Here is a 19,554-nt window from a genome sequence, read left to right on the forward strand (position 1 = left end):
GCCGCCCTCTCGCATAGGCTGGCGGCATGCGTCGCGTCATCGTCCTCGGCTCCACCGGTTCCATCGGCACTCAGGCGCTGGATGTGATCCGCGGCAATCCGCGCCGCTTCGAGCTCGTCGGCCTCGCCGCAGGCAGCAACGCCGAGCTCGTCGCAGAGCAGGCTCGGCAGTTCCAGGTCGAGCACACCGCCCTGGGGGCAGCGGAGGCCGAGCAGCTGGTCCGCGACGTCGACGCCGATGTGGTGCTCAATGCGATCACCGGGTCGATCGGACTCGGCTCCACTCTCGCGACGCTGAATGCCGGGCGCACGCTCGCCCTCGCGAACAAGGAGTCGCTGATCGTCGGCGGCGAGCTGGTGCGCGCGGCAGCGGGCCCGGATCAGATCGTCCCCGTTGACTCCGAGCACTCCGCCCTGGCTCAGGCGCTGCGCGCGGGCACGCGTGCGGAGGTCAGCCGGCTCGTCGTCACGGCATCCGGCGGTCCGTTCCGCGGGCGGAGCCGAGCGGATCTCGCCGACGTCACTCCCGCCCAGGCGCTCGCCCACCCCACCTGGGACATGGGGCGCATGGTGACCACCAACTCAGCGACGCTCGTGAACAAGGGGCTCGAGGTCATCGAGGCGCATCTGCTATTCGACGTGCCGTACGACGACATCGAGGTGGTCGTGCACCCTCAGTCGATCGTGCACTCGATGGTCGAATTCGTCGACGGCTCCACCATCGCGCAGGCTTCGCCCCCCGACATGCGCCTGCCGATCTCACTCGGGCTGGACTGGCCGCACCGGGTCGGCGGCGTCGGCCGCCCGCTCGACTGGCGCACGGCGACCAGCTGGACGTTCGAGCCTCTCGACGACGAGGCGTTCCCCGCCGTCGCCCTCGCCAAGGCCGTCGGCCGTGCCGGCAGCACGTTCCCCGCGGTGTACAACGCCGCGAACGAGCAGGCCGTGCACGCCTTCCACGACGGACACCTGCCATTCCTCGGCATCGTCGACACGATCCAGCGGGTCATCGATGCTCACGACGCGCCCGAGCAGTTGACGATCGAGGCGCTCGCCGATGCCGAGAGCTGGGCGCGTGCCAAGGCGGATGCCCTGATCGCCGCCTCCTGACGCAGCGGCGCCGCGGCTGCGGACTGCGCTCCGGGCGCCGTGACGGATCTCAGTCGCCGTAGGGCACCGGCCAGTGCGATTCCGGAGCCGGCCATCCGGCGGCGATGAGCGCCCGGCGGGCGAGCTCACGCGCGGAGTACGGCGTGCGCACGCCACGGATGTCGCGGTAGTCCTGGTGCCCCGGTCCCGCCCAGAGGATGGCATCCCCTTCGCCCACCATGCCCACCGCGGCGACGATCGCATCCTCCGGCGGCGAGACCTCGTGGATCTCGGCATCCGGACGCGCTCGCCGGGCCCCCTCCACGAGGGTGGCGCGGATCGACGCCGGGTCCTCGAAGCGCGGGTGGTGGTCGGTGATCACGAGGATGTCGCTGCCTTCGACCGCAGTGCGTGCCATGTCGAAGCGCTTGGTGGCGTCGCGGTCGCCGTCTGCGCCGAACAGCATGAGCACTCTGCCCGGGGTGACGCGGCGCACCGCGGCCAGGGTCTTCTCGAAGGCATCCGGGGAGTGGCCGAAGTCGACGTAGACCGCCGGACCCGTCTCGCCGGAGACGAACTGCGTGCGGCCGGGCAGGTGTGCGACGATGTGCCCGTCGCGCGCGAGGGCGTCGGCGATGCGCTCCCACGTGTAGCCGCCCTCGAGCAGCATGACGATCGCGAGACCGGCATTCGCTGCCATGTGCGGACCGATCACCGGGACGACGGTCGACAGCTTCCGCCCCTCCGGTCCGGTCAGCGTGAACGCCGTCCCGCTGGGGCGTTCGTCGTCGATCGTGACCACCCAGTCGGCACGTGACGCCGCGTCGGCATCGACCGCGATCGCGGGGGTGCCCACGGTGACGACGGGCACGGTGGCGCGCTCGACGACGACGGCACCGGAGGTCGAATCGACGCTCACGACCGCGCGCCGCGAGCGCTCGGGGGTGAACAGCGGAAGCTTCGCCTCGAAGTACTCCGTCATGTCGGCGTAGTCGTCGAGGTGGTCGTGCGACAGGTTGGTGAAGCCCGCGACGTCGAACATGATCCCGTCGACGCGGTGCCGCGACAGGGCCTGCGCGCTGACCTCGACGGCGACCGCTTCAACGCTCCGCTCGCGCATGAGGGCGAGCAGCGCGTGCATCTCCGACGCCTCGGGGGTGGTCAGCCGTGACACGATGACCTCGCCGGCGATGTGGCGCTCGGCCGTCGACGACAGTCCCGACACGACGCCGATCTGATCGAGCAGGCCCTGCAGCAGGTGCGACACGCTGGTCTTGCCGTTGGTGCCCGTGGTGCCGAACAGCAGGGGCAGCGGGTCGCCGGCGCCCGTGCCGTAGACCCAGGCGCTGAGCGCGCCGAGCACCGCACGCGGATCGTCGACGACGATGATCGGCAGGCCGGCGGAGGCGGCGATGTCGGCGCCGGCCTCGTCGGTGATGACGGCCACAGCGCCCTGCTCGGCCGCCGTCTGCGCGAACTCCGCGCCGTGCCGGTTCACGCCCTGGATGGCGACGAAGGCCTCACCCGCCCGCAGATCCGCGGTGGCGAGGGTGATGCCGCTCAGCTCGACGTCGGCGATGTCACCGCGGACGTCTCGGGCGAAGCGTTCGGCCAGCTCGGTCAGTGCACGACGGGGTGGGTCGGCCGGACGGAGCACAGGGGGCAGCGATGTCGTGGTCATATCCCGTCCATGATCTCACGTGGCCCCGGCGCTCCCACGATGCGGCGGATCCAGGCGATTCCTCAGCGGTGCCGTTAGCGTGGACGGGTGGAGATCCTGCTGTACCTGGGCGGCGTCGTGTTCATGCTGATCGGCCTCGGCCTGTCGATCGGACTGCACGAGGTGGGGCACCTGCTGCCCGCGAAACTGTTCGGCGTGCGCGTCGGCCAGTACATGATCGGCTTCGGACCGCGCCTGTGGTCCAAGCGCATCGGTGAGACCGAGTACGGGTTCAAGGCGCTGCCGCTGGGCGGATTCATCTCGATGTCGGGGATGTATCCGCCGTCGTCCAAGAGCTCTCCCGCGCGCGGCGTGTTCGCCTCACTCGTGCAGGACGCCCGCACGGCGAACGACGAGACGATCGGCGCGGGCGACGAGAACCGGGTCTTCTACCGTCTGCCGGTCTGGAAGCGCGTGATCATCATGCTCGGCGGCCCGGCCATGAACTTCCTGCTCGCGATCGCGATCTTCACGGTGATGGCATCCGGCATCGGCATCCAGCAGGCGAGCACGACGGTCAGCTCGGTCACCGAGTGCGTCCTGCCGGCCGGCACCACGCAGCAGACCTGCACGGCCGACGATCCCGCGGCGCCCGCCGCAGAGGCCGGCATCCAGGCGGGCGATGTGCTGGTGAGCGTCGACGGCGAGAAGGTTCAGACGTTCGCCGAGGCGTCGGCGATCATCCAGCGCTCCCCGGGCGAGCCGCTCGCCGTCGTGGTCGATCGCGGCGGGAAGGATGTCGAGCTCACCCTCACCCCGGTGGCGGCGGAGCGGGGGGAAGTGGATGCCGAGGGGCGCCCCGTGGTTGACGACAACGGCGACCCGGTGACGCGCACCGTCGGCTACGCGGGCATCATCTCGCAGCAGAAGTACGTGCCGCAGCCGATCGGCACCGGCGCGGAGCTGGCCGTGCAGCAGACGCAGGCGGTCGCGTCGCTCGTGATCAATCTGCCCGCCAAGCTGTGGGACGTCGGCGTCTCGCTCGTCACGGGCTCCGAACGCGACCCGAACGGCCCGCTGAGCGTAGTCGGCGTCGGACGCCTCGCCGGTGAGGTCGCCGCGACGGATGCCCCGGTGCTCAACCGCCTGGTCGTGCTGATGAACCTGCTGGCCGCGCTGAACATCGCCCTGTTCGTGTTCAATCTCATCCCGCTGCTTCCCCTCGACGGCGGTCACATCGTCGTCGCGCTGTGGGAGGGCCTCAAGCGCGCGTGGGCGAAGCTCACCGGCCGCCGAGCACCGAGACCCGTCGACGCCACCAGGCTCGTGCCCGTCACGGTCATCGTCGCCGTGCTGCTGATCGGGATGGGGGCGCTGCTCATCGTGGCCGACCTGGTCAAGCCGATGAACCTGCTGGGCTGAGACCTCTCGCTGGCGCCCGTCACCGCGGCGTCAGGCGAGAGCGTGCGCGGTGAGACGCTCGAGAGTCGCCAGCCCGTCGCGCGACAGGATCGACTCCAGGTGGCCCTGCACCGAGGCGAAGCGCTCGCCGCGGAGCGCGTAGACGTCGCCGCTGTCGGGATCGGCCGACACCTCGGCATCCGCCACTGCGGTCGTGCCGGGTGAGACCCGCGCGGTGAAGGTGTTGTAGAAGCCGACCGATGCATCGTGGCCGAACACCGGCACCGTCTTCTGCACCCCCTGGTGCGGCGCGGTCAGGGGCACCAGGTCGATCCCGAGCCGGTCGGCGAGGATCTGATGGCTCAGACACACCGCGAGCAGCGGTGCGCCCGCGTCGCGGCGCCGGGCGACCACCTGCCGCATCCGCGCGATGCGCGGCGCGGATCCGTCGCGAGGATCACCCGGTCCGGGACCTGCGACGACGAGGTCGGCGGCGTCGATCGCGCTGTCGGTCACGGCGTCCCACGTGACGATCTCGACATCGAGGCCGAGATGGCGCAGCTGGTGCGCCAGCATCGTGGTGAATCGATCCTCGGCGTCGACGACCAGCGCGCTGCGGCCGGCGAAGCGGCCGCCGGGAGGGGTGTCCTGCGGCTGCATCCAGAAGTCGGCGAGGCGGGTGTTGCGGGATGCCAGAAGCTCGGCGATCCCTGGGTCATCGGAGAGCCGCGCCTCGCCCGGCGCGTCGTCGTCGCGGGCCTCGGCGGCGCGGTCACGCTCGATGGCACCGATCGCGCCGAGCACGCCCGCCGCCTTGCCGTGCGTCTCGCTCACCTCGCCGTGCGGATCGGAGTGGCGCACGAGGGTGGCGCCGACCGGCACGCGCAGCCGCCCACTGTCGAGATAGACCGTGCGGATGAGGATCGGAGCATCGAGGTCGTGCCCACCGTCGGCGTTCGGCGTGAACAGAGCGGCGACGCCGGAGTAGTAGCCGCGCGGCGACCGCTCGTGCCGGCGGATCACCGCGCACGCGTTCTGCATGGGCGAGCCGGTGACGGTGGGCGCGAACATCGTCTCGCGCAGGATGTCGCGCGGATCGAGCCTGCTGCGGCCGCGCAGCATGTACTCGGTGTGGGTGAGGCGCGACATCTCCTTCAGATGCGGGCCGGTGATGCGCCCGCCGTCCGAGCACACCTGGCTCATCATCTTGAGCTCTTCGTCGACGACCATGAACAGCTCCTCGGTCTCCTTCGTCGACGAGAGGAACTCCGACAGCGTCTCGCGGGTCGCGCCGCCCGCGGGATGGCGGAACGTGCCCGAGATGGGATTCATGGTGACGATGCCGTCTCTGGCGACGACGTGCGCTTCGGGGCTGGCGCCCACGGCGATCTGCCCGGGGGTGATGACCGCGAATGTCCAGTACGCGCCGCGCTCGTGCTCGAGAAGCGCGCGGAACCAGGTGAGGGCGGCGGTGCGGTCGTCGGCGTCGAATCCGGCGCGGTAGTCGCGACGGATGACGAAGTTCGCGCCCTCGCCGCGGCCGATCTCCTCGGAGATGACCTGCTCGACCGTGTCGGCGTAGTCGGCGTCGGAGATGTCGAAGCCGCCGTCGGTGAGCGCGATCGGCGCATCCGGCAAAGCGGCCACCACGTCGGTGAGATCGAGCCGGTGGTGCTCTGTGACGACGACGCATCGCAGGGGGGTGCCGTCGTCCTGCGCCTCGAAGCCGCGCTCGCGCACCTGACGGTACGGCACCATGGCGAAGACCTCGCGAGCGCCGCCGGGACCGTCCAGGGGGATGTCCGCAAGCAGGTCGACGTCGACCACGTCGCCGGTGAGCAGGTCGACGCCGCCCTCGCGCGCGATCAGGACGAACGACGCGTCGCGATCGGCGGTGAGCTCGGCCAGTCGGGCGAGCGGAACTGCGGTCATCGGTGTCTCCTCGGTCGGGGATCCGGTGCGGACAAGAAAAAGACCGCCCCGGGAGGCGGTCTGATCTCGTGGGTACGCGAATCACCGCCTAGAAGGCGGGCCACCAGGTGCGGGTCGCGGACATACCGTGAAAAGTAGCACATCAGCGGTGCAGGATCTGCGCATGTGTCCAGGCTGCTCCACGACGGATTCCCTCGCTGAACACGGCGGTGGCCGACATCCAGCCTGCGTCTATCCGGCGGCGGTAGCCTGGAGTCGTGCCTGCAGTGAATCTTGGGATGCCGCGCATCCCCGAAGTCCTCGCCCCGCGTCGCAAGTCCCGTCAGATCAGGGTCGGCAAGGTGCTCGTCGGCGGTGACGCCCCGGTCAGCGTGCAGTCGATGACGACGACCAAGACCACCGACATCAACGGCACGCTGCAGCAGATCGCCGAGCTCACGGCATCCGGATGCGAGATCGTCCGCGTGGCCGTGCCGTCGCAGGACGACGCCGATGTGCTGCACATCATCGCGAAGAAGAGCCAGATCCCGGTGATCGCCGACATCCACTTCCAGCCCAAGTACGTCTTCCAGGCGATCGACGCGGGTTGTGCCGCCGTGCGCGTCAACCCGGGCAACATCCGCAAGTTCGACGACCAGGTCGGCGCGATCGCGCAGGCCGCCAAGGCCGCCGGCGTCTCGCTGCGCATCGGTGTGAACGCCGGGTCGCTCGACCGCCGTCTTCTCGAGAAGTACGGTAAGGCCACGCCCGAGGCGCTCGTCGAGAGCGCCGTGTGGGAGGCGTCGCTGTTCGAGGAGCACGACTTCCACGACTTCAAGATCTCGGTCAAGCACAACGACCCCGTCGTGATGGTCAAGGCTTACCGGCAGCTCGCCGAGCGCGGCGACTGGCCGCTGCACCTCGGAGTCACCGAAGCGGGTCCCGCGTTCCAGGGCACCATCAAGAGCGCCACCGCGTTCGGCATCCTGCTCGGCGAGGGCATCGGCGACACCATCCGCGTGTCGCTCTCTGCACCCCCGGCCGAAGAGGTCAAGGTCGGCCACCAGATCCTGCAGTCGCTGAACCTGCGTGAGCGCAAGCTCGAGATCGTCTCGTGCCCGTCGTGCGGTCGGGCCCAGGTCGATGTGTACTCGCTCGCCGAAGACGTGACCGAGGGGCTCAAGGATATGACCGTGCCGCTGCGCGTCGCCGTCATGGGCTGCGTCGTGAACGGGCCGGGCGAGGCCCGCGAGGCGGACCTCGGCGTCGCGTCGGGCAACGGCAAGGGACAGATCTTCGTCAAGGGCGAGGTCATCAAGACCGTGCCCGAGGCCGACATCGTCGCCACGCTCATCGAGGAGGCGAACCGCATCGCCGCCGAGATGGGTGCGGATGCCCCGATCGGCACCGCCCAGGTCGTCACCGGCTGACGCGCCGGAGGAAGAACACATGCAGTCGACGCTCGTCTCGTTCCCCGATGGTGCCCTGACCGGCGAGGGCGAGGTGCTTCTCGTGGATCAGACCGCCGCCATCGTCGTGGTCGACGCGACCCCGTTCCATCCTGTCGATCACACCTGGCCCGACCAGCCGGGAGACTCCGGCGCGATCGCCGTCGGCGATGTGCAGGTGCGAGTGACCGAGGCCGTCATGGCCGCCGTCAGCGACGAGGGCGCACTGGCCGTCGGCTCCGACATCCCCGTCAAGCGCGGCGGCGAGGGCTGGACCTGGATGGTCGGTCACCGGACCGAAGGGGCGATCCCTGCCGACATCGCTGTCGGGGCGCGGGTCACGCTGACGGTGGATGCCGATCGTCGAGACTCACTGAGCCGAGGACACACCGCCTGCCATCTGGCGTCCCTCGCCCTCGATGCAGCGCTCGCCGACCTCTGGCGCAAGGAGATCGGCACCGACCCGCTCGGCAGCCCCGACTTCGAAGGGAAGGCGAACCAGTCCAGCCGCATCCACCCCGATGGTAGCGTCGACGAGTACCGCCTGGGCAAGAGCCTGCGCAAGGCCGGCTTCGACTCCGAGGGACTCGCGGCATCGCTGGCCGAGCGAGAGCAGCGCATCAACGAGCTGCTCGCGAGCTGGGTCGCCGCAGCGGGAGAGAGCCGCATCGACGTCGAGGGCCCGAGCATCATCGACCGTCGCACCTGGCGCTGCACGCTGCCCGAGGGTGGGGTGAGTTTCCTGTGCGGGGGAACGCACGTGCGATCCCTCGGCGAATTCGCGTCGATCACGGTGTCGCTCGACCTCAGCGATCCGCAGCTGCTCGTCATGACCACGACGGCCGTCGCGGCCTGACCGTCACGACGTGGCGCTCCGCACGTCCCGCATCACCACATCGCGCGGAGGATGCGCACCGCGTCCTCCGTGCTGAGGTCTTCTCGGCGCGCGGCTGATGCCAGCGCCCGGGCAGCGCGGGCGACATCCTGTGAGACGGGAGCGGCCGATCGGCTCACCCGTGTGCCAGCTCCAGTGCGAGAGACGACCAGGCCATCCGCCTCGAGGTGCCGATAGGCCTTCGCCACCGTGCCGGCGGCGATACCGAGGTCTGACGCGAGCTGCCGCACGGAGGGCAGGCGCTCCTCGGCGGCGAGCTGGCCAGAGGTGATCAATCCGCGCAGCTGCCCGTAGACCTGCTCGGCGGGAGGGCCACCCTCACGGGCGATCTCGATCCTCATTCCGCGACCGGCTCTGCATGCCTTCGCGCGTGCGCCGGGAGCACGCTGAGCGCGACCATGACCCACAGGGTGAGCCCGGCGATCACTGCCGCGTACGCCGTCCAGGTGAGCGCGGGTGCGATCGCGGCGAACGGCGTTCCGACCGAGACCTCCCCGAGTTCCGCCGAGGCCGCGGTGCCCTGCATCGACGCGGTCGATGCCAGAGAACGCAGAACCACAGAGAGGTGGGTCAGCAGAGCGCCGAGGGCCGCGCGACCGACGAGAGAGCTGCGGAACCGGCGCAGCGCGGCGTCGCGCTCGACGTCGTCGTCCCACGCGGGGTGGGAGATGGATGCCCAGGCGACGACGGTGACCACGACCAGCGCGGCGAGCGCGATGAGCGACGGCACCGAGTAGTACCAGCCGTAGATGCCGGACCTGATCTCCGTGCCGGATGTGCCGATCACGATCGAGTACTCGGTGAAGCGCCCGAATTCATCCGGACTGGAGGCCGAGCCCGCGGCGATCGTGATCGCGATGATCGCGACGGCGAGCACCGCCATCGACGTCGGCCATGCGCGTGGCACGAACGCCCTCATACCCCTCGGCGACAGGTCGGCGGCAGCGGGTGCTCGTCGTCGACGCCGCGGCGCCGTCAGCAGCGTCGCACTCGCGATGCCCAGCAGGAGGGGAAGCAGCGCCCGCATCTCCAGCGGCATGCCGAGGCCCGGCCGCCAGAGGAACAGCGCCACTGGGGCCAGCCCGATGATCACCGCAGGGACGCCGCCGGCCAGTGCCGAGATCACACGCAGTCGGGACGGCAGCGGCACGCGCGATCCTCGATTCTGCAGATGCAGCAGGACTCCCACGAGGACCGCGAGAGCGAACGGACCCCACAACAGCATCCACATCACGACCGCACCCATGAGCCGCCTCCAAATGTGTCATCCGGACGATACAAAATGTAGCGTCCGTCTGACACAAGATCAAGGGTCCGATCAGGCGGTGGCTTCCAGCTCCACGGTGCCCTTCGACACATCGACCGCGGTAACCCGCAGTCGCACCGTCGCGCCCGGAGCGACACCGCCCGATACCGGCGCGGTCGAGGTCACCGCGGGCTCAGCGATCTGCACGGCCGCGCGGTCGTCGCCGCGCAGCTCGATCACCGTCGCCTCGATCGTGTGCCCGACGAGCGGCTGCAGCAGCGCCGCCTCGACGCGGTTGATGGTCTCGGCATCCAGACGTGACGCACGCTGCGCCGACTCCTGCATGAGGGCCGGAAGCTCAGCGAGCGAAGCGCGCGCCCACTCGGGCGCCGTCTCGCCGAGCGACTCGGCGAGACAGATCGCCAGCGACCAGCGATCCACCAGCCGGCGCAGGGGAGCGGTGGCGTGCGCGTACGGCGCGCCGATCGCGGCTTGCGTCAGGTCGCCGTCGGGCAGGCGGCCGTCGAAGGTGACGTATCCCGCGCCCCGGAACAGCGAGGCCGCAGCCTCGAGGACCGGCAGGGTGAGCGGATCGCTCTTGTCGAGCCGGCGCAGGTAGTCGCCGTATCGACCGGTCGTCCACGGACGACCCAGCGCCCGCGTCTGCTGCCGGAACCGATCGAACGCGCTCTCGTCGGGCTGCGGCATCGTGCGCAGCACACCCACCTTCGCATCGATCATCAGCTCGGCCGCCGCCATGCCCGTCATCAGCGAGAGCTGAGCGTTCCAGTCTTCGATGGGCAGCGGGTGACGGCGTTCGATGTCGTAGCGGCCGTCGTCGCGCAGCACGACCTCCTCATCGGGCAGGTTCAGGCTCGCGCCGCCGCGCTCGGCCTCCTGCGCTCGCCGCAGCTCTCCGATCTCCCGCAGCAGGGCGAGGTGCTCGTCGGCACCCCGGTCGACGGATGCCTGGGCGGCGACGTACTCGAGCTGCGACCGTGAGCGCACGAGGGCGCGTTCAAGTCGGAAGTCCGTCCTCGAGCCCTCGGCGTCGAGCCTGAAGGTCCAGACCAGCGCGGGCCGCTCGGCATCCGGCAGCAGCGACGCGCGATCCTCGGACAGCACGCGGGGGTGCAGCGGGATGTTCCCGTCGGCGAGGTAGAGGGTCTGGCCGCGCAGCCGGGCCTGAGCATCCACGGCGCTTCCAGGATCCACGAAACCCGGCACATCGGCGATCGCGTACCGCACCTGGTAACCGGCGCCGGCCCGCTCCAGATGGAAGGCCTGGTCGAGATCCCGGGAGCCGAGGGGATCGAGGGTGACGAACGGCACGTCGCGCAGGTCGAGCTCGGGAGCCGGCGCGCTGGCCGACTGCGCTTCCGCGATCGCCTCGGGTGGGAACTCGACGGGCGCCTCGATCTCCACTCGCAGCGCTGCGAGCGCCTCTGCGAGCTCGCTCTGCGCGGCGGACGAGGAGACATGAGAACGACGCTGTGGCATGCCCCCACCCTAAGCAGGGCTCTGTGCAATCTCGGGTAACAGCGGCCCGGCACCTGGGTACGCGCATTAGCGTGAGGGCATGACGAACGCTGACAAGGCCCGCACCCTCATCGACCTGTACGAAGCGCCGGAGATCCTGCGCGTCGTGAACATCTGGGACGTCGTCTCGGCGAAGGCCGTGGCCACGCTGCCCGAGACGAAGGCCCTCGCCACGGCGGGGCACTCGATCGCCGCGACCTTCGGCTATGCAGACGGGCAGATCCCGCGCGACATCATGATCGACTTCGTCGGACGCATCGCGGCGGCCGTCGATCTTCCGGTCACCGCCGATCTCGACGACGGCTACGCAGACGCCGGCGAGACCACCAGGCTCGCGATCGGCGTGGGCGTCGTGGGCGCCAACATCGAAGATCGCCTGGCTCCGTTCGCGGAGTCGGTGGCGAAGGTCGAGGCGATCGTCAAGGCGGCTGAGGCGGAGGGCGTGCCGTTCGCGCTCAACGCCCGCACCGACGCGGTCGTCCGCGGCGGCGACAAGCCGCTCGCCGACAAGCTGGCGGATGCCGTGGAGCGCGGCCGTGCGTTCATCGACGCCGGCGCGACCGCCGTCTTCGTCCCCGGCGTCCTCGACGCGGATGCCACCCGCACCCTCGTGGAGGGGATCGGGCACAACAGGGTGAGCGTCATCGGCCTGCCCGGCGCCCTGACTGCCGCCGAGTACGAGGCGCTGGGCGCCTCGCGCATCTCGTACGGCCCGCTCACGCAGCGCGTCGCGCTCACCGCGCTGCAGGACCTCGCGACCGACCTGTACGCGGACGGCGTCATCCCCGAGAGCACCCGCGCGCTGAACTGACCGACGACGGGACGGGCGACGACGGGTCAGTAGACTTGGCCCGTGGTCACTCGTCTCTCCAACTTCTTCCTCCGCACGCTCCGCGAAGACCCGGCCGGTGCCGAGGTCGCCAGTCACAAGCTGCTGATCCGCGCCGGGTACATCCGCCCGCAGGCCGCGGGCATCTTCGCGTGGCTGCCGCTGGGCCTGCGCGTCAAGGCGAAGATCGAGACCGTGATCCGCGAGGAGATGACCGCCGCCGGTGCGCAGGAGGTGCACTTCCCGGCGCTGATGCCCCGGGAGGCGTACGACGCCACCGGCCGGTGGGACGAGTACGGCGACCTGCTGTTCCGGCTGAAGGATCGCAAGGGAGGCGACTATCTGCTCGCACCCACCCACGAGGAGGCCTTCACTCTCCTCGTGAAGGACCTGTACTCCTCGTACAAGGATCTGCCTCTGACGATCTACCAGATCCAGGACAAGTACCGTGACGAGGCGCGCCCCCGGGCCGGGCTGCTGCGCGGGCGCGAGTTCACCATGAAGGACGCCTACTCGTTCGACGCGTCCGACGAGGGCCTCGACACCAGCTACATGGCGCAGCGCGACGCCTACGAGCGCATCTTCCAGCGGCTGGGCCTGGAGTACGCGATCGTGCAGGCCGACGCCGGCGCGATGGGCGGCTCACGCAGCGAGGAGTTCCTGCACCCCACTCCCGTCGGAGAGGACACATTCGTGCGCAGCGCGGGCGGGTACGCCGCCAACGTCGAGGCGTACGTCACCACCGCTCCCGAGGCGGTCGGCTGGGAGGGCGTGGGACCGGCGACGATCTTCGACTCGCCCGACACGCCCACCATCGAGACCCTGGTCGCGCACTCCAACGCCGCACTCGACGGCGAGTACACGGCAGCGGACACCCTGAAGAACGTCGTGCTCGCCCTGACGCACCTCGGCGGCTCCCGCGAGCTCGTGATCGTGGGCATCCCCGGCGATCGCGACGTCGACCTCAAGCGCGCCGAGGTCGCCTTCGCGCCGGCCGAGGTCGAAGCCGCGACGGACGCGGACTTCGAACGCCACCCTCTGCTCGTGCGCGGATACATCGGACCATGGTCCGAGACCGGGCCGGTGCTCGGCGAGGAGTCGGCCACCGGCATCCGGTATCTCGTCGACCCCCGCGTCGCCGACGGAACCCGCTGGATCACCGGCGCCAACATCGATCAGAAGCACGTGCACACCGTCGTGGCCGGGCGCGACTTCACCGCCGACGGCACCGTCGAGATCGCGAACGTGCGCGAGGGCGACCCGGCGCCGGACGGGTCCGGCCCCGTCTCGCTAGCGCGCGGCATGGAGATCGGGCACGTCTTCCAGCTCGGCCGCAAGTACGCCGAGGCGCTGGGGCTGAAGGTGCTCGACCAGAACGGCAAGCTCGTCACGGTCACCATGGGCTCGTACGGCATCGGCGTCACCCGCATCCTGGCGATCATCGCCGAGCTGAACAACGACGACAAGGGACTGATCTGGCCGGCATCCGTCGCGCCGTTCGACGTCCAGGTGGTCGCTGCCGGACGGGACCAGATCGCATTCGACGTCGCCGAGGACATCGCGAACCAGCTCGAGGCCGCCCGCCTCGACGTGCTCTATGACGACCGCGTGAAGGTCTCGCCCGGGGTGAAGTTCGGCGACGCCGAGCTCGTCGGCGTGCCGAAGATCGTCGTCGTCGGACGCGGTGCGGCAGACGGCCAGGTCGAGCTGTGGGACCGCGCCTCGGGCGATCGAGAGGCGCTCTCGGTGGCTGAGGCGATCACACGACTCACCCGCTGACGGCCCGCGGAAGCCGGCTGACGCTGTGCCAGGGTGGAGGCATGACGGACGCCACGCTGAACGAAGACCTGCGCCACGAGCTCACCGTGCTGCTGGACAAGGCCGGCATCCGCGCGGAACGCGGGCTGGTGGCGCGGCTGCTGCAGACGTCGCTGTCGATGGGCATGGAGAACACCGATCGGCTCGACCTGAAGATCGCCTCGGCGGCCCTTCAGGAGATGCACCAGGCCTTCCAGCTGTTCCAGCCCTTCCATCAGGTGCCGAAGGTCACCGTGTTCGGATCGGCGCGCACGGGCGAGGACGACCCGCTGTACCTGCAGGCGCGCGATGTCGCCTCCGCCCTCGCCGACGACGGATGGATGGTGGTCACCGGCGCGGGTCCCGGCATCATGCAGGCCGCCGCGGAGGGAGCGGGGTCGAAGATGTCGCTCGGGGTGTCGATCCGGCTGCCGTTCGAGGAGCGCGCGAACACGATCGTCGCGGAGAGCACGCAGGTCGTGTCGATGAAGTACTTCTTCACCCGCAAGCTGATGCTCATCAAGGAGTCACGCGGGTTCATCTGCCTGCCCGGCGGGTTCGGCACCATGGACGAGATGTTCGAGCTGCTCACGCTGCAGCAGACCGGCAAGGCCGAGCCCATGCCGATCGTGCTGCTGGATGCCCCGAACGGGACGTTCTGGGGCGGTCTGAAGCGCTTCGTCGACGAGCACCTCGCGCCGGCGGGGGTGATCTCGCCCCACGACCTCGATCGGGTGCTGATCACCGATTCCGTGCAGGAGGCGGCGGCCAGCGTCACCGGCTTCTGGAGCAACTACGACTCGCTTCGCTGGGTCGGGGATCTTCTCGTCCTTCGGCTGGTGAACACCCCCACGGACGCCGAGGTCGAAGATCTCAACGAGCGCTTCGGACACATGTGCGCCTACGGTCGTATCGAGCGAACCGATCCGCTGGACGTCGAGCGCACCGCGGGGGACGTCGTCGAGCTGCCGCGCCTGGCGCTGCATCTCAAGCAGCGCAGCGTCGGCGCGCTGTACTCGCTGATCCGCGCGATCAACGACCTGCCGTCCGCTCGCTGATCATCAGCGGGCTGCTTCCCGCTCGCGGGCCGTGATGGCCGCGGCGAACGCGGCTCGGTCGATCCGACGACCGAGGATGCTCTCGGCCGCGCGGTGCCCGGATTCGTAGGCCCCGCCGACGGTCGCGGGCTCTCGGCCCCAGGTCGCCTCGCCCGCGAACCGCAGTCCGCCGTCGAACGGCCCGGCGAGCGCGTCGTGATCCTCGTGCGATGCTCCGATGGGCAGGTGGGAATACGAACCGCGTGCGTGCGGATCATCGCCCCAGCGCGTGACCCACGAGGCGATCGGCTCGGCGACCCGCTCACCGTAGAGCGCGCGCAGGGTGCGCACGGAGTCGGCGACGACCTCGGCATCCGACAGTGTCTGCAGGTGACGGCCGAGCGGGCCGGCGGCGAAGGTGAGAAGTGTCGGGATGCCGCTGATCACTGAGACGTCGTACCAGGAGTGCCATCGCTCGCCGGCCGCGCCGAGTGCGCGGATGACGCAGGTCCCCTCCTCCCAGAACCGTTCCGGGAACTGCACGAACACCTTGTTGAACACCCCCATGCCCAGCCGGGAGATGCTGTCGCTCGCGGGGCGGGGGAGCGGCGGATCGAACGCGATGGCACGGGACTGCAGCACGCCGAGCGGCACCGTGATCACCACGTCCGTCGCGGTGAACGACCCTGCGTCGGCGCGGACGATCCATCCGTCTGCCGTTCGTCCGACAGCGTGCACGGGGTGGGCGAATCGCACATCGACGCCCGCCCCGATGCGCCGCGGCAGCTCGTCGTAGCCGCGCGGGAAGATGACCTCATCGCCGTCGATCGCGTCCTGGTCCAGGCCGTGCGCGTCGAGATCGCCGATCCACGCGCCGCACTGCTCCTCGACCCGATGGCGGAAGAACTCCCGGATCTCCACGATGCGCTCCGGCGGCAGTCCTGACGCCTCGAGCGCCCGCTCCGTCACGTCGAGGTAGCTGTCGCCGGGAGACGATCGTGCGATCACCTCGGCCAGATCACGGTCGACGGCCTCGACGTGCGCCGCCCACCGGGCCGACGCCTGGGCATCCATCCGCCGACCGGCCGAGTCGAAGTGCTCCATCGGCCGACCGCCGACCTGGAAGCTGCCGACGGTGAATTCGCGGGTAGGGATCTGCAGCGCCTCGACCAGTGACCACAGCGCGGAATCGCGGATGCCATGGATCCACGACGCGCCGAGGTCGACGGGGAAGCCGGCCGTGCGGTCGGTGCACATGCGTCCGCCCACGCGTTCGCGCGCCTCGAGGACCACCACGCTGCGCCCCGCATCCATCAGCATCCTGGCGCAGGTGAGTCCGGCCATGCCGGCACCGACGACGACCGTGTCGAATCGCTCCATGCACTCAGTATGCGCACGCGCAGAGCATTCACGTCGCGTTCACCTCCGCGTCGACCGCGGGCGGCATCCTTGCCCCGATTCGCACCAGACGAGGAGAACCGATGTCCCCGACCGAACCCGCCCGACGCCGCCTTCCCATGCTCGACCACGTCCGCGGCAAGCGCTCCGCGGTCACCTGCCAGCTGAAGTGCGCCAACGCCTGCCTCGGTCCGGAATGCAACACCTCCACGAACGAGGACTTCCGCTCGATCGCGTCGGCCGTGTTCTCGCGTCGCGCCGTGCTCGGCCTCGGCGCGGCAGCGGCCGTCGCTGTCGCGGTGGGGGTCGGGCGACAGGCTCCCGTCTCAGCGCCGGCGGCAGCCGGAGCGACCGGTGCCGGGGCGTCGTTCGCCCGTCCGGGGCGGACCGGCCTGCCGTTCACCGCCATCGCCCCCGTCCCGGCCGAGGTGGACGCGTTCACCGTCCCGGCCGGCTACACCTGGCAGCCGATCATCCGGTGGGGAGATCCCCTCTTCTCGCGGACGCCCGCATTCGACATCCGCCGCCAGAGCGCCGAGGCGCAGGCGGGCCAGTTCGGCTACAACAGCGACTATCTCGACATCGTGGCAGACCCGAGCGGCAAGACCGGGGTGCTCGTCAACAACCACGAGTACGTCAACCCGAATCTGATGTTCCCCGACACCGACGACGAGGCCGAGCTGCGCCGCCGCGGAGGTGTCTTCAAGGCGGCGCAGGGCATGTCGGTCGTCGAGATCCGGCGCCGGCACGTCGGCGACCCGTGGGAGTACGTCGTCGACGGACGCCGCAACCGGCGCATCACCGTGGAGACGGTATTCGAGCTCACCGGCCCCGCAGCGGGTTCCGATCTGCTCAAGACCGCCGCCGACCCCGAAGGACGCTGGGTGCACGGCACGCTGGGCAACTGCGCTGGCGGAACCACGCCGTGGGGCACCATCCTCTCGGGCGAGGAGAACTTCAACGGCTACTTCGCCTGGGCAGCCGACACCCCGCAGCAGAAGCGGTACAGCGGCTCCGCCACCACCAGCACCTCGACGGGCTGGGAGAAGTACGATCCGCGCTTCGACGCGCACGATCCCGACTACGTCAACGAGCCCAATCGCTTCGGCTACATCGTCGAGGTCGACCCGCAGGACCCCACCTCCACGCCGCGCAAGCACACCGCGATGGGCCGGTTCAAGCACGAGGGCGCGAACGTGCGTGTCGCGGAGGACGGCCGCGTGGTGGCGTACATGGGAGATGACGAGCGGGGCGACTACCTGTACAAGTTCGTCTCGAAGAACCGCATCTCGGGCTCGCGTCGGAAGAACATGACGCTGCTCAGCGAGGGAGACCTCTTCGTCGCGAAGTTCCGCGGCAGCTCTCCCGCGGCGGAGATCACCGGCACCGGTGCGCTGCCGGCTGACGGCGCCTTCGACGGCACCGGCGAATGGCTGCCGCTCACTCTTCGGGGTGAGAGCGTCGTGCCCGGCTTCTCGACCGAGGAGGTGCTGGTGCACACCCGCCTCGCGGCCGACGCAGTGGGCGCGACGAAGATGGACCGCCCCGAGGACGTCGAGCCGAACCCGGTCACCGGGAAGGTGTACGTCGCCCTGACGAACAACTCGCGTCGCTCCGTCGTCGACGAGGCGAACCCGGTCACCGGCAATCGGTACGGGCACGTGCTCGAGCTGACCGAGACCGAGGGCCAGTCCGGTCGTCGCTTCGGCTGGAGCGTGCTGCTGCTCTGCGGCGATCCGAGCACATTCGAGAACGCGTACTTCGCCGGCTTCCCGAAGGAGCTGGTATCGCCGATCTCCTGCCCCGACAACGTGGCGTTCGACTCGAACGGAGACCTGTGGATCTCGACCGACGGCGCGCCGAGCACCATCGGATACGGCGACGGCCTGTTCAAGGTGCCGCTGACCGGAGCGGAACGAGGACACGTCCAGCAGTTCCTGTCGGTGCCGCGTGACGCCGAGACGTGCGGCCCGGTGATCCACGACAGAGAGGGCCTCGTGTTCGTCGCTGTGCAGCACCCCGGTGAGGACGGCACATTCGAGCAGCCGCGCTCGCTGTTCCCCGACTACGGCTCCACCGCCCCGGGCGACGTGGCCACCGGGCCGCGCCCTGCGGTGGTGCAGGTGCACCGGATCTGAGGCAGGAGGTGGAGCCGGCCAGGGGCCTCGCCCCCTGACCGGCTCTCCGTCTGCGGAGCCGTCGATCGGGTATTCTTGTCTGATGCCCGCGAAGCATCTGTTCGCGGTGAGAGCTGAATAGAGGAGACCGCTGATGGACATCGAACTCGGACTGCTGCGCGGAATCGAGAAGGAGAAGGCGATCCCCTTCGACGAGCTCGTCTCGATCATCGAGCAGGCCATCCTCACCGCGTACGGCAAGCACGTCTCCGAAGACGGCGCCGTGCCCGCCGGCGTGCGCGTCGAACTCGACCGCAAGACCGGTCACGTCGCCGTGCTGCAGCCCGTCACCGACGAGGAGGGAGCGGTCATCGGCGAGGAGGAGGCCGTGACCGAGAACTTCGGACGTATCGCCGCCTACGCCGCGAAGCAGGTCATCAGCCAGCGCCTGCGCGACATCGCAGACGACGCTGTGCTGGGCGAGTTCCGCGGCAAGGAGGGCGACATCGTCGCCGGAGTGATCCAGCAGGGCCCGAACCCGCGCATGATCCACGTGGACCTCGGCACCGTCGAGGCGATCCTCCCGCCCGAGGAGCAGGTGCCCGGCGAGGAGTACGCGCACGGTCGACGCCTGCGCGTGTACGTCACCAGCGTCGCGAAGGGCGCCAAGGGCCCGCAGATCACCGTCTCGCGCACCCACCCCGGTCTCGTCCGCAAGCTGTTCGCACTCGAGGTCCCCGAGATCGCCGGCGGACTGGTCGAGATCGTCTCGCTCGCCCGCGAGGCGGGTCATCGCACGAAGATCGCCGTCAAGGCGAACGACCCGTCGGTCAACGCCAAAGGCTCGTGCATCGGCGAGATGGGCCGTCGCGTCCGCGCGGTCACCGAGGAGCTCGCCGGGGAGAAGATCGACATCGTCGACCACCACCCCGACCTCGCCACCTTCGTCGCGCACGCGCTATCTCCCGCCAAGGTCACCTCGTCCTTCGTGCTGGACGCAAACACCAAGGCCGTGCGCGCGCTCGTACCCGACTACCAGCTCTCGCTCGCGATCGGCAAGGAAGGTCAGAACGCCCGTCTGGCCGCCAAGCTCACCGGCGCGAAGATCGACATCCAGCCCGACAGCGTGATGGAGTGACCCGCAGCGACCCGCCCGTCCTCGGAGCGGCGGGCGGCGGTCGAGGCGGT

15 protein-coding genes are annotated in these 19,554 nt (G+C 69.9%); 9 read left to right on the plus strand and 6 right to left on the minus strand.

The annotated features are described in order from the left end of the window. The first annotated feature begins 26 nt into the window (after nt 1-26). Complete coding sequence (gene dxr / locus V2S04_RS09115; protein WP_413638218.1) at nt 27-1,109, plus strand: 1-deoxy-D-xylulose-5-phosphate reductoisomerase; 1,083 nt, start codon at nt 27-29, stop codon at nt 1,107-1,109. Nucleotides 1,110-1,158: 49 nt separating this feature from the next. Here dxr and V2S04_RS09120 read toward each other — a convergent pair whose 3' ends face one another. Continuing rightward, a complete protein-coding gene (locus V2S04_RS09120; RefSeq protein WP_413638219.1) occupies nt 1,159-2,769 on the minus strand; it encodes a Mur ligase family protein in 1,611 nt (536 codons plus the stop codon). A gap of 87 nt (nt 2,770-2,856) precedes the next feature. On the opposite strand from V2S04_RS09120, the gene V2S04_RS09125 reads away from it, so the two are divergent. Continuing rightward, entirely contained in the window at nt 2,857-4,170 is a 1,314-nt protein-coding gene (locus V2S04_RS09125) for a M50 family metallopeptidase (protein WP_413638220.1), read from the plus strand. A gap of 30 nt (nt 4,171-4,200) precedes the next feature. Here the strand turns inward: V2S04_RS09125 and V2S04_RS09130 are convergent, their stop codons facing one another. Further along, nucleotides 4,201-6,081: an anthranilate synthase family protein gene (locus V2S04_RS09130; protein WP_413638221.1), complete on the minus strand. Its 1,881-nt coding sequence runs from the start codon at nt 6,079-6,081 to the stop codon at nt 4,201-4,203. A gap of 278 nt (nt 6,082-6,359) precedes the next feature. Here V2S04_RS09130 and ispG point away from each other — a divergent pair, with 278 nt between their 5' ends. Continuing rightward, nucleotides 6,360-7,490, plus strand: coding sequence for a flavodoxin-dependent (E)-4-hydroxy-3-methylbut-2-enyl-diphosphate synthase (gene ispG / locus V2S04_RS09135; RefSeq protein ID WP_413638762.1), 1,131 nt, complete (start codon nt 6,360-6,362; stop codon nt 7,488-7,490). A gap of 19 nt (nt 7,491-7,509) precedes the next feature. Beyond that, a complete protein-coding gene (locus V2S04_RS09140) occupies nt 7,510-8,364 on the plus strand; it encodes a hypothetical protein (RefSeq protein WP_413638222.1) in 855 nt (284 codons plus the stop codon). A gap of 32 nt (nt 8,365-8,396) precedes the next feature. On the opposite strand, the gene V2S04_RS09145 is transcribed toward V2S04_RS09140, so the two are convergent. From V2S04_RS09145 to V2S04_RS09155, 3 genes are all read right to left on the minus strand, one after another. Further along, entirely contained in the window at nt 8,397-8,744 is a 348-nt protein-coding gene (locus V2S04_RS09145) for a GntR family transcriptional regulator (RefSeq protein WP_413638223.1), read from the minus strand. Continuing rightward, a complete protein-coding gene (locus V2S04_RS09150) occupies nt 8,741-9,649 on the minus strand; it encodes a hypothetical protein (RefSeq protein ID WP_413638224.1) in 909 nt (302 codons plus the stop codon). The genes V2S04_RS09145 and V2S04_RS09150 overlap by 4 nt, the downstream gene beginning before the upstream one ends. Before the next feature lie 72 nt (nt 9,650-9,721). Beyond that, a complete protein-coding gene (locus V2S04_RS09155; protein WP_413638225.1) occupies nt 9,722-11,149 on the minus strand; it encodes an RNB domain-containing ribonuclease in 1,428 nt (475 codons plus the stop codon). A gap of 79 nt (nt 11,150-11,228) precedes the next feature. Here V2S04_RS09155 and V2S04_RS09160 point away from each other — a divergent pair, with 79 nt between their 5' ends. From V2S04_RS09160 to V2S04_RS09170, 3 genes are read left to right on the plus strand one after another with little or no spacing between them, the layout of a single operon-like run. After that, nucleotides 11,229-11,999: an isocitrate lyase/PEP mutase family protein gene (locus tag V2S04_RS09160; RefSeq protein WP_413638226.1), complete on the plus strand. Its 771-nt coding sequence runs from the start codon at nt 11,229-11,231 to the stop codon at nt 11,997-11,999. A 42-nt stretch (nt 12,000-12,041) separates the two neighbouring features. Beyond that, complete coding sequence (locus V2S04_RS09165) at nt 12,042-13,796, plus strand: proline--tRNA ligase (protein ID WP_413638227.1); 1,755 nt, start codon at nt 12,042-12,044, stop codon at nt 13,794-13,796. 41 nt (nt 13,797-13,837) lie between these two features. After that, on the plus strand, nt 13,838-14,872 hold the full coding sequence (locus V2S04_RS09170; RefSeq protein ID WP_413638228.1) for a TIGR00730 family Rossman fold protein: 1,035 nt from the start codon (nt 13,838-13,840) through the stop codon (nt 14,870-14,872). 3 nt (nt 14,873-14,875) lie between these two features. On the opposite strand, the gene V2S04_RS09175 is transcribed toward V2S04_RS09170, so the two are convergent. Continuing rightward, nucleotides 14,876-16,231 (minus strand): flavin monoamine oxidase family protein, encoded by a 1,356-nt coding sequence (locus V2S04_RS09175; protein ID WP_413638229.1) that lies wholly within the window; start codon nt 16,229-16,231, stop codon nt 14,876-14,878. A 101-nt stretch (nt 16,232-16,332) separates the two neighbouring features. Between V2S04_RS09175 and V2S04_RS09180 the strand changes: the two genes are divergently transcribed. After that, nucleotides 16,333-18,387 carry a PhoX family protein gene (locus V2S04_RS09180; protein WP_413638230.1) on the plus strand — a complete coding sequence of 685 codons (2,055 nt, stop codon included), beginning with the start codon at nt 16,333-16,335 and terminating at the stop codon, nt 18,385-18,387. Between the two features lie 133 nt (nt 18,388-18,520). Next, nucleotides 18,521-19,504 carry a transcription termination factor NusA gene (nusA, locus tag V2S04_RS09185; RefSeq protein ID WP_099194975.1) on the plus strand — a complete coding sequence of 328 codons (984 nt, stop codon included), beginning with the start codon at nt 18,521-18,523 and terminating at the stop codon, nt 19,502-19,504. The last annotated feature ends 50 nt before the right edge of the window (nt 19,505-19,554 follow it).

Source organism: Microbacterium sp. OR21 (assembly GCF_047306785.1).
GTDB classification, from domain to species: domain Bacteria; phylum Actinomycetota; class Actinomycetes; order Actinomycetales; family Microbacteriaceae; genus Microbacterium; species Microbacterium esteraromaticum_E.

Coding starts and splice junctions, on each gene's coding strand:
- dxr (WP_413638218.1), top strand. CDS start 27: ATGCGTCGCGTCATCGTCCTCGGCTCCACCGGTTCCATCGGCACTCAG.
- V2S04_RS09120 (WP_413638219.1), bottom strand. CDS start 2,769: ATGACCACGACATCGCTGCCCCCTGTGCTCCGTCCGGCCGACCCACCC.
- V2S04_RS09130 (WP_413638221.1), bottom strand. CDS start 6,081: ATGACCGCAGTTCCGCTCGCCCGACTGGCCGAGCTCACCGCCGATCGC.
- ispG (WP_413638762.1), top strand. CDS start 6,360: ATGCCGCGCATCCCCGAAGTCCTCGCCCCGCGTCGCAAGTCCCGTCAG.
- V2S04_RS09140 (WP_413638222.1), top strand. CDS start 7,510: ATGCAGTCGACGCTCGTCTCGTTCCCCGATGGTGCCCTGACCGGCGAG.
- V2S04_RS09145 (WP_413638223.1), bottom strand. CDS start 8,744: ATGAGGATCGAGATCGCCCGTGAGGGTGGCCCTCCCGCCGAGCAGGTC.
- V2S04_RS09150 (WP_413638224.1), bottom strand. CDS start 9,649: ATGGGTGCGGTCGTGATGTGGATGCTGTTGTGGGGTCCGTTCGCTCTC.
- V2S04_RS09155 (WP_413638225.1), bottom strand. CDS start 11,149: ATGCCACAGCGTCGTTCTCATGTCTCCTCGTCCGCCGCGCAGAGCGAG.
- V2S04_RS09160 (WP_413638226.1), top strand. CDS start 11,229: ATGACGAACGCTGACAAGGCCCGCACCCTCATCGACCTGTACGAAGCG.
- V2S04_RS09170 (WP_413638228.1), top strand. CDS start 13,838: ATGACGGACGCCACGCTGAACGAAGACCTGCGCCACGAGCTCACCGTG.
- V2S04_RS09175 (WP_413638229.1), bottom strand. CDS start 16,231: ATGGAGCGATTCGACACGGTCGTCGTCGGTGCCGGCATGGCCGGACTC.
- V2S04_RS09180 (WP_413638230.1), top strand. CDS start 16,333: ATGTCCCCGACCGAACCCGCCCGACGCCGCCTTCCCATGCTCGACCAC.
- nusA (WP_099194975.1), top strand. CDS start 18,521: ATGGACATCGAACTCGGACTGCTGCGCGGAATCGAGAAGGAGAAGGCG.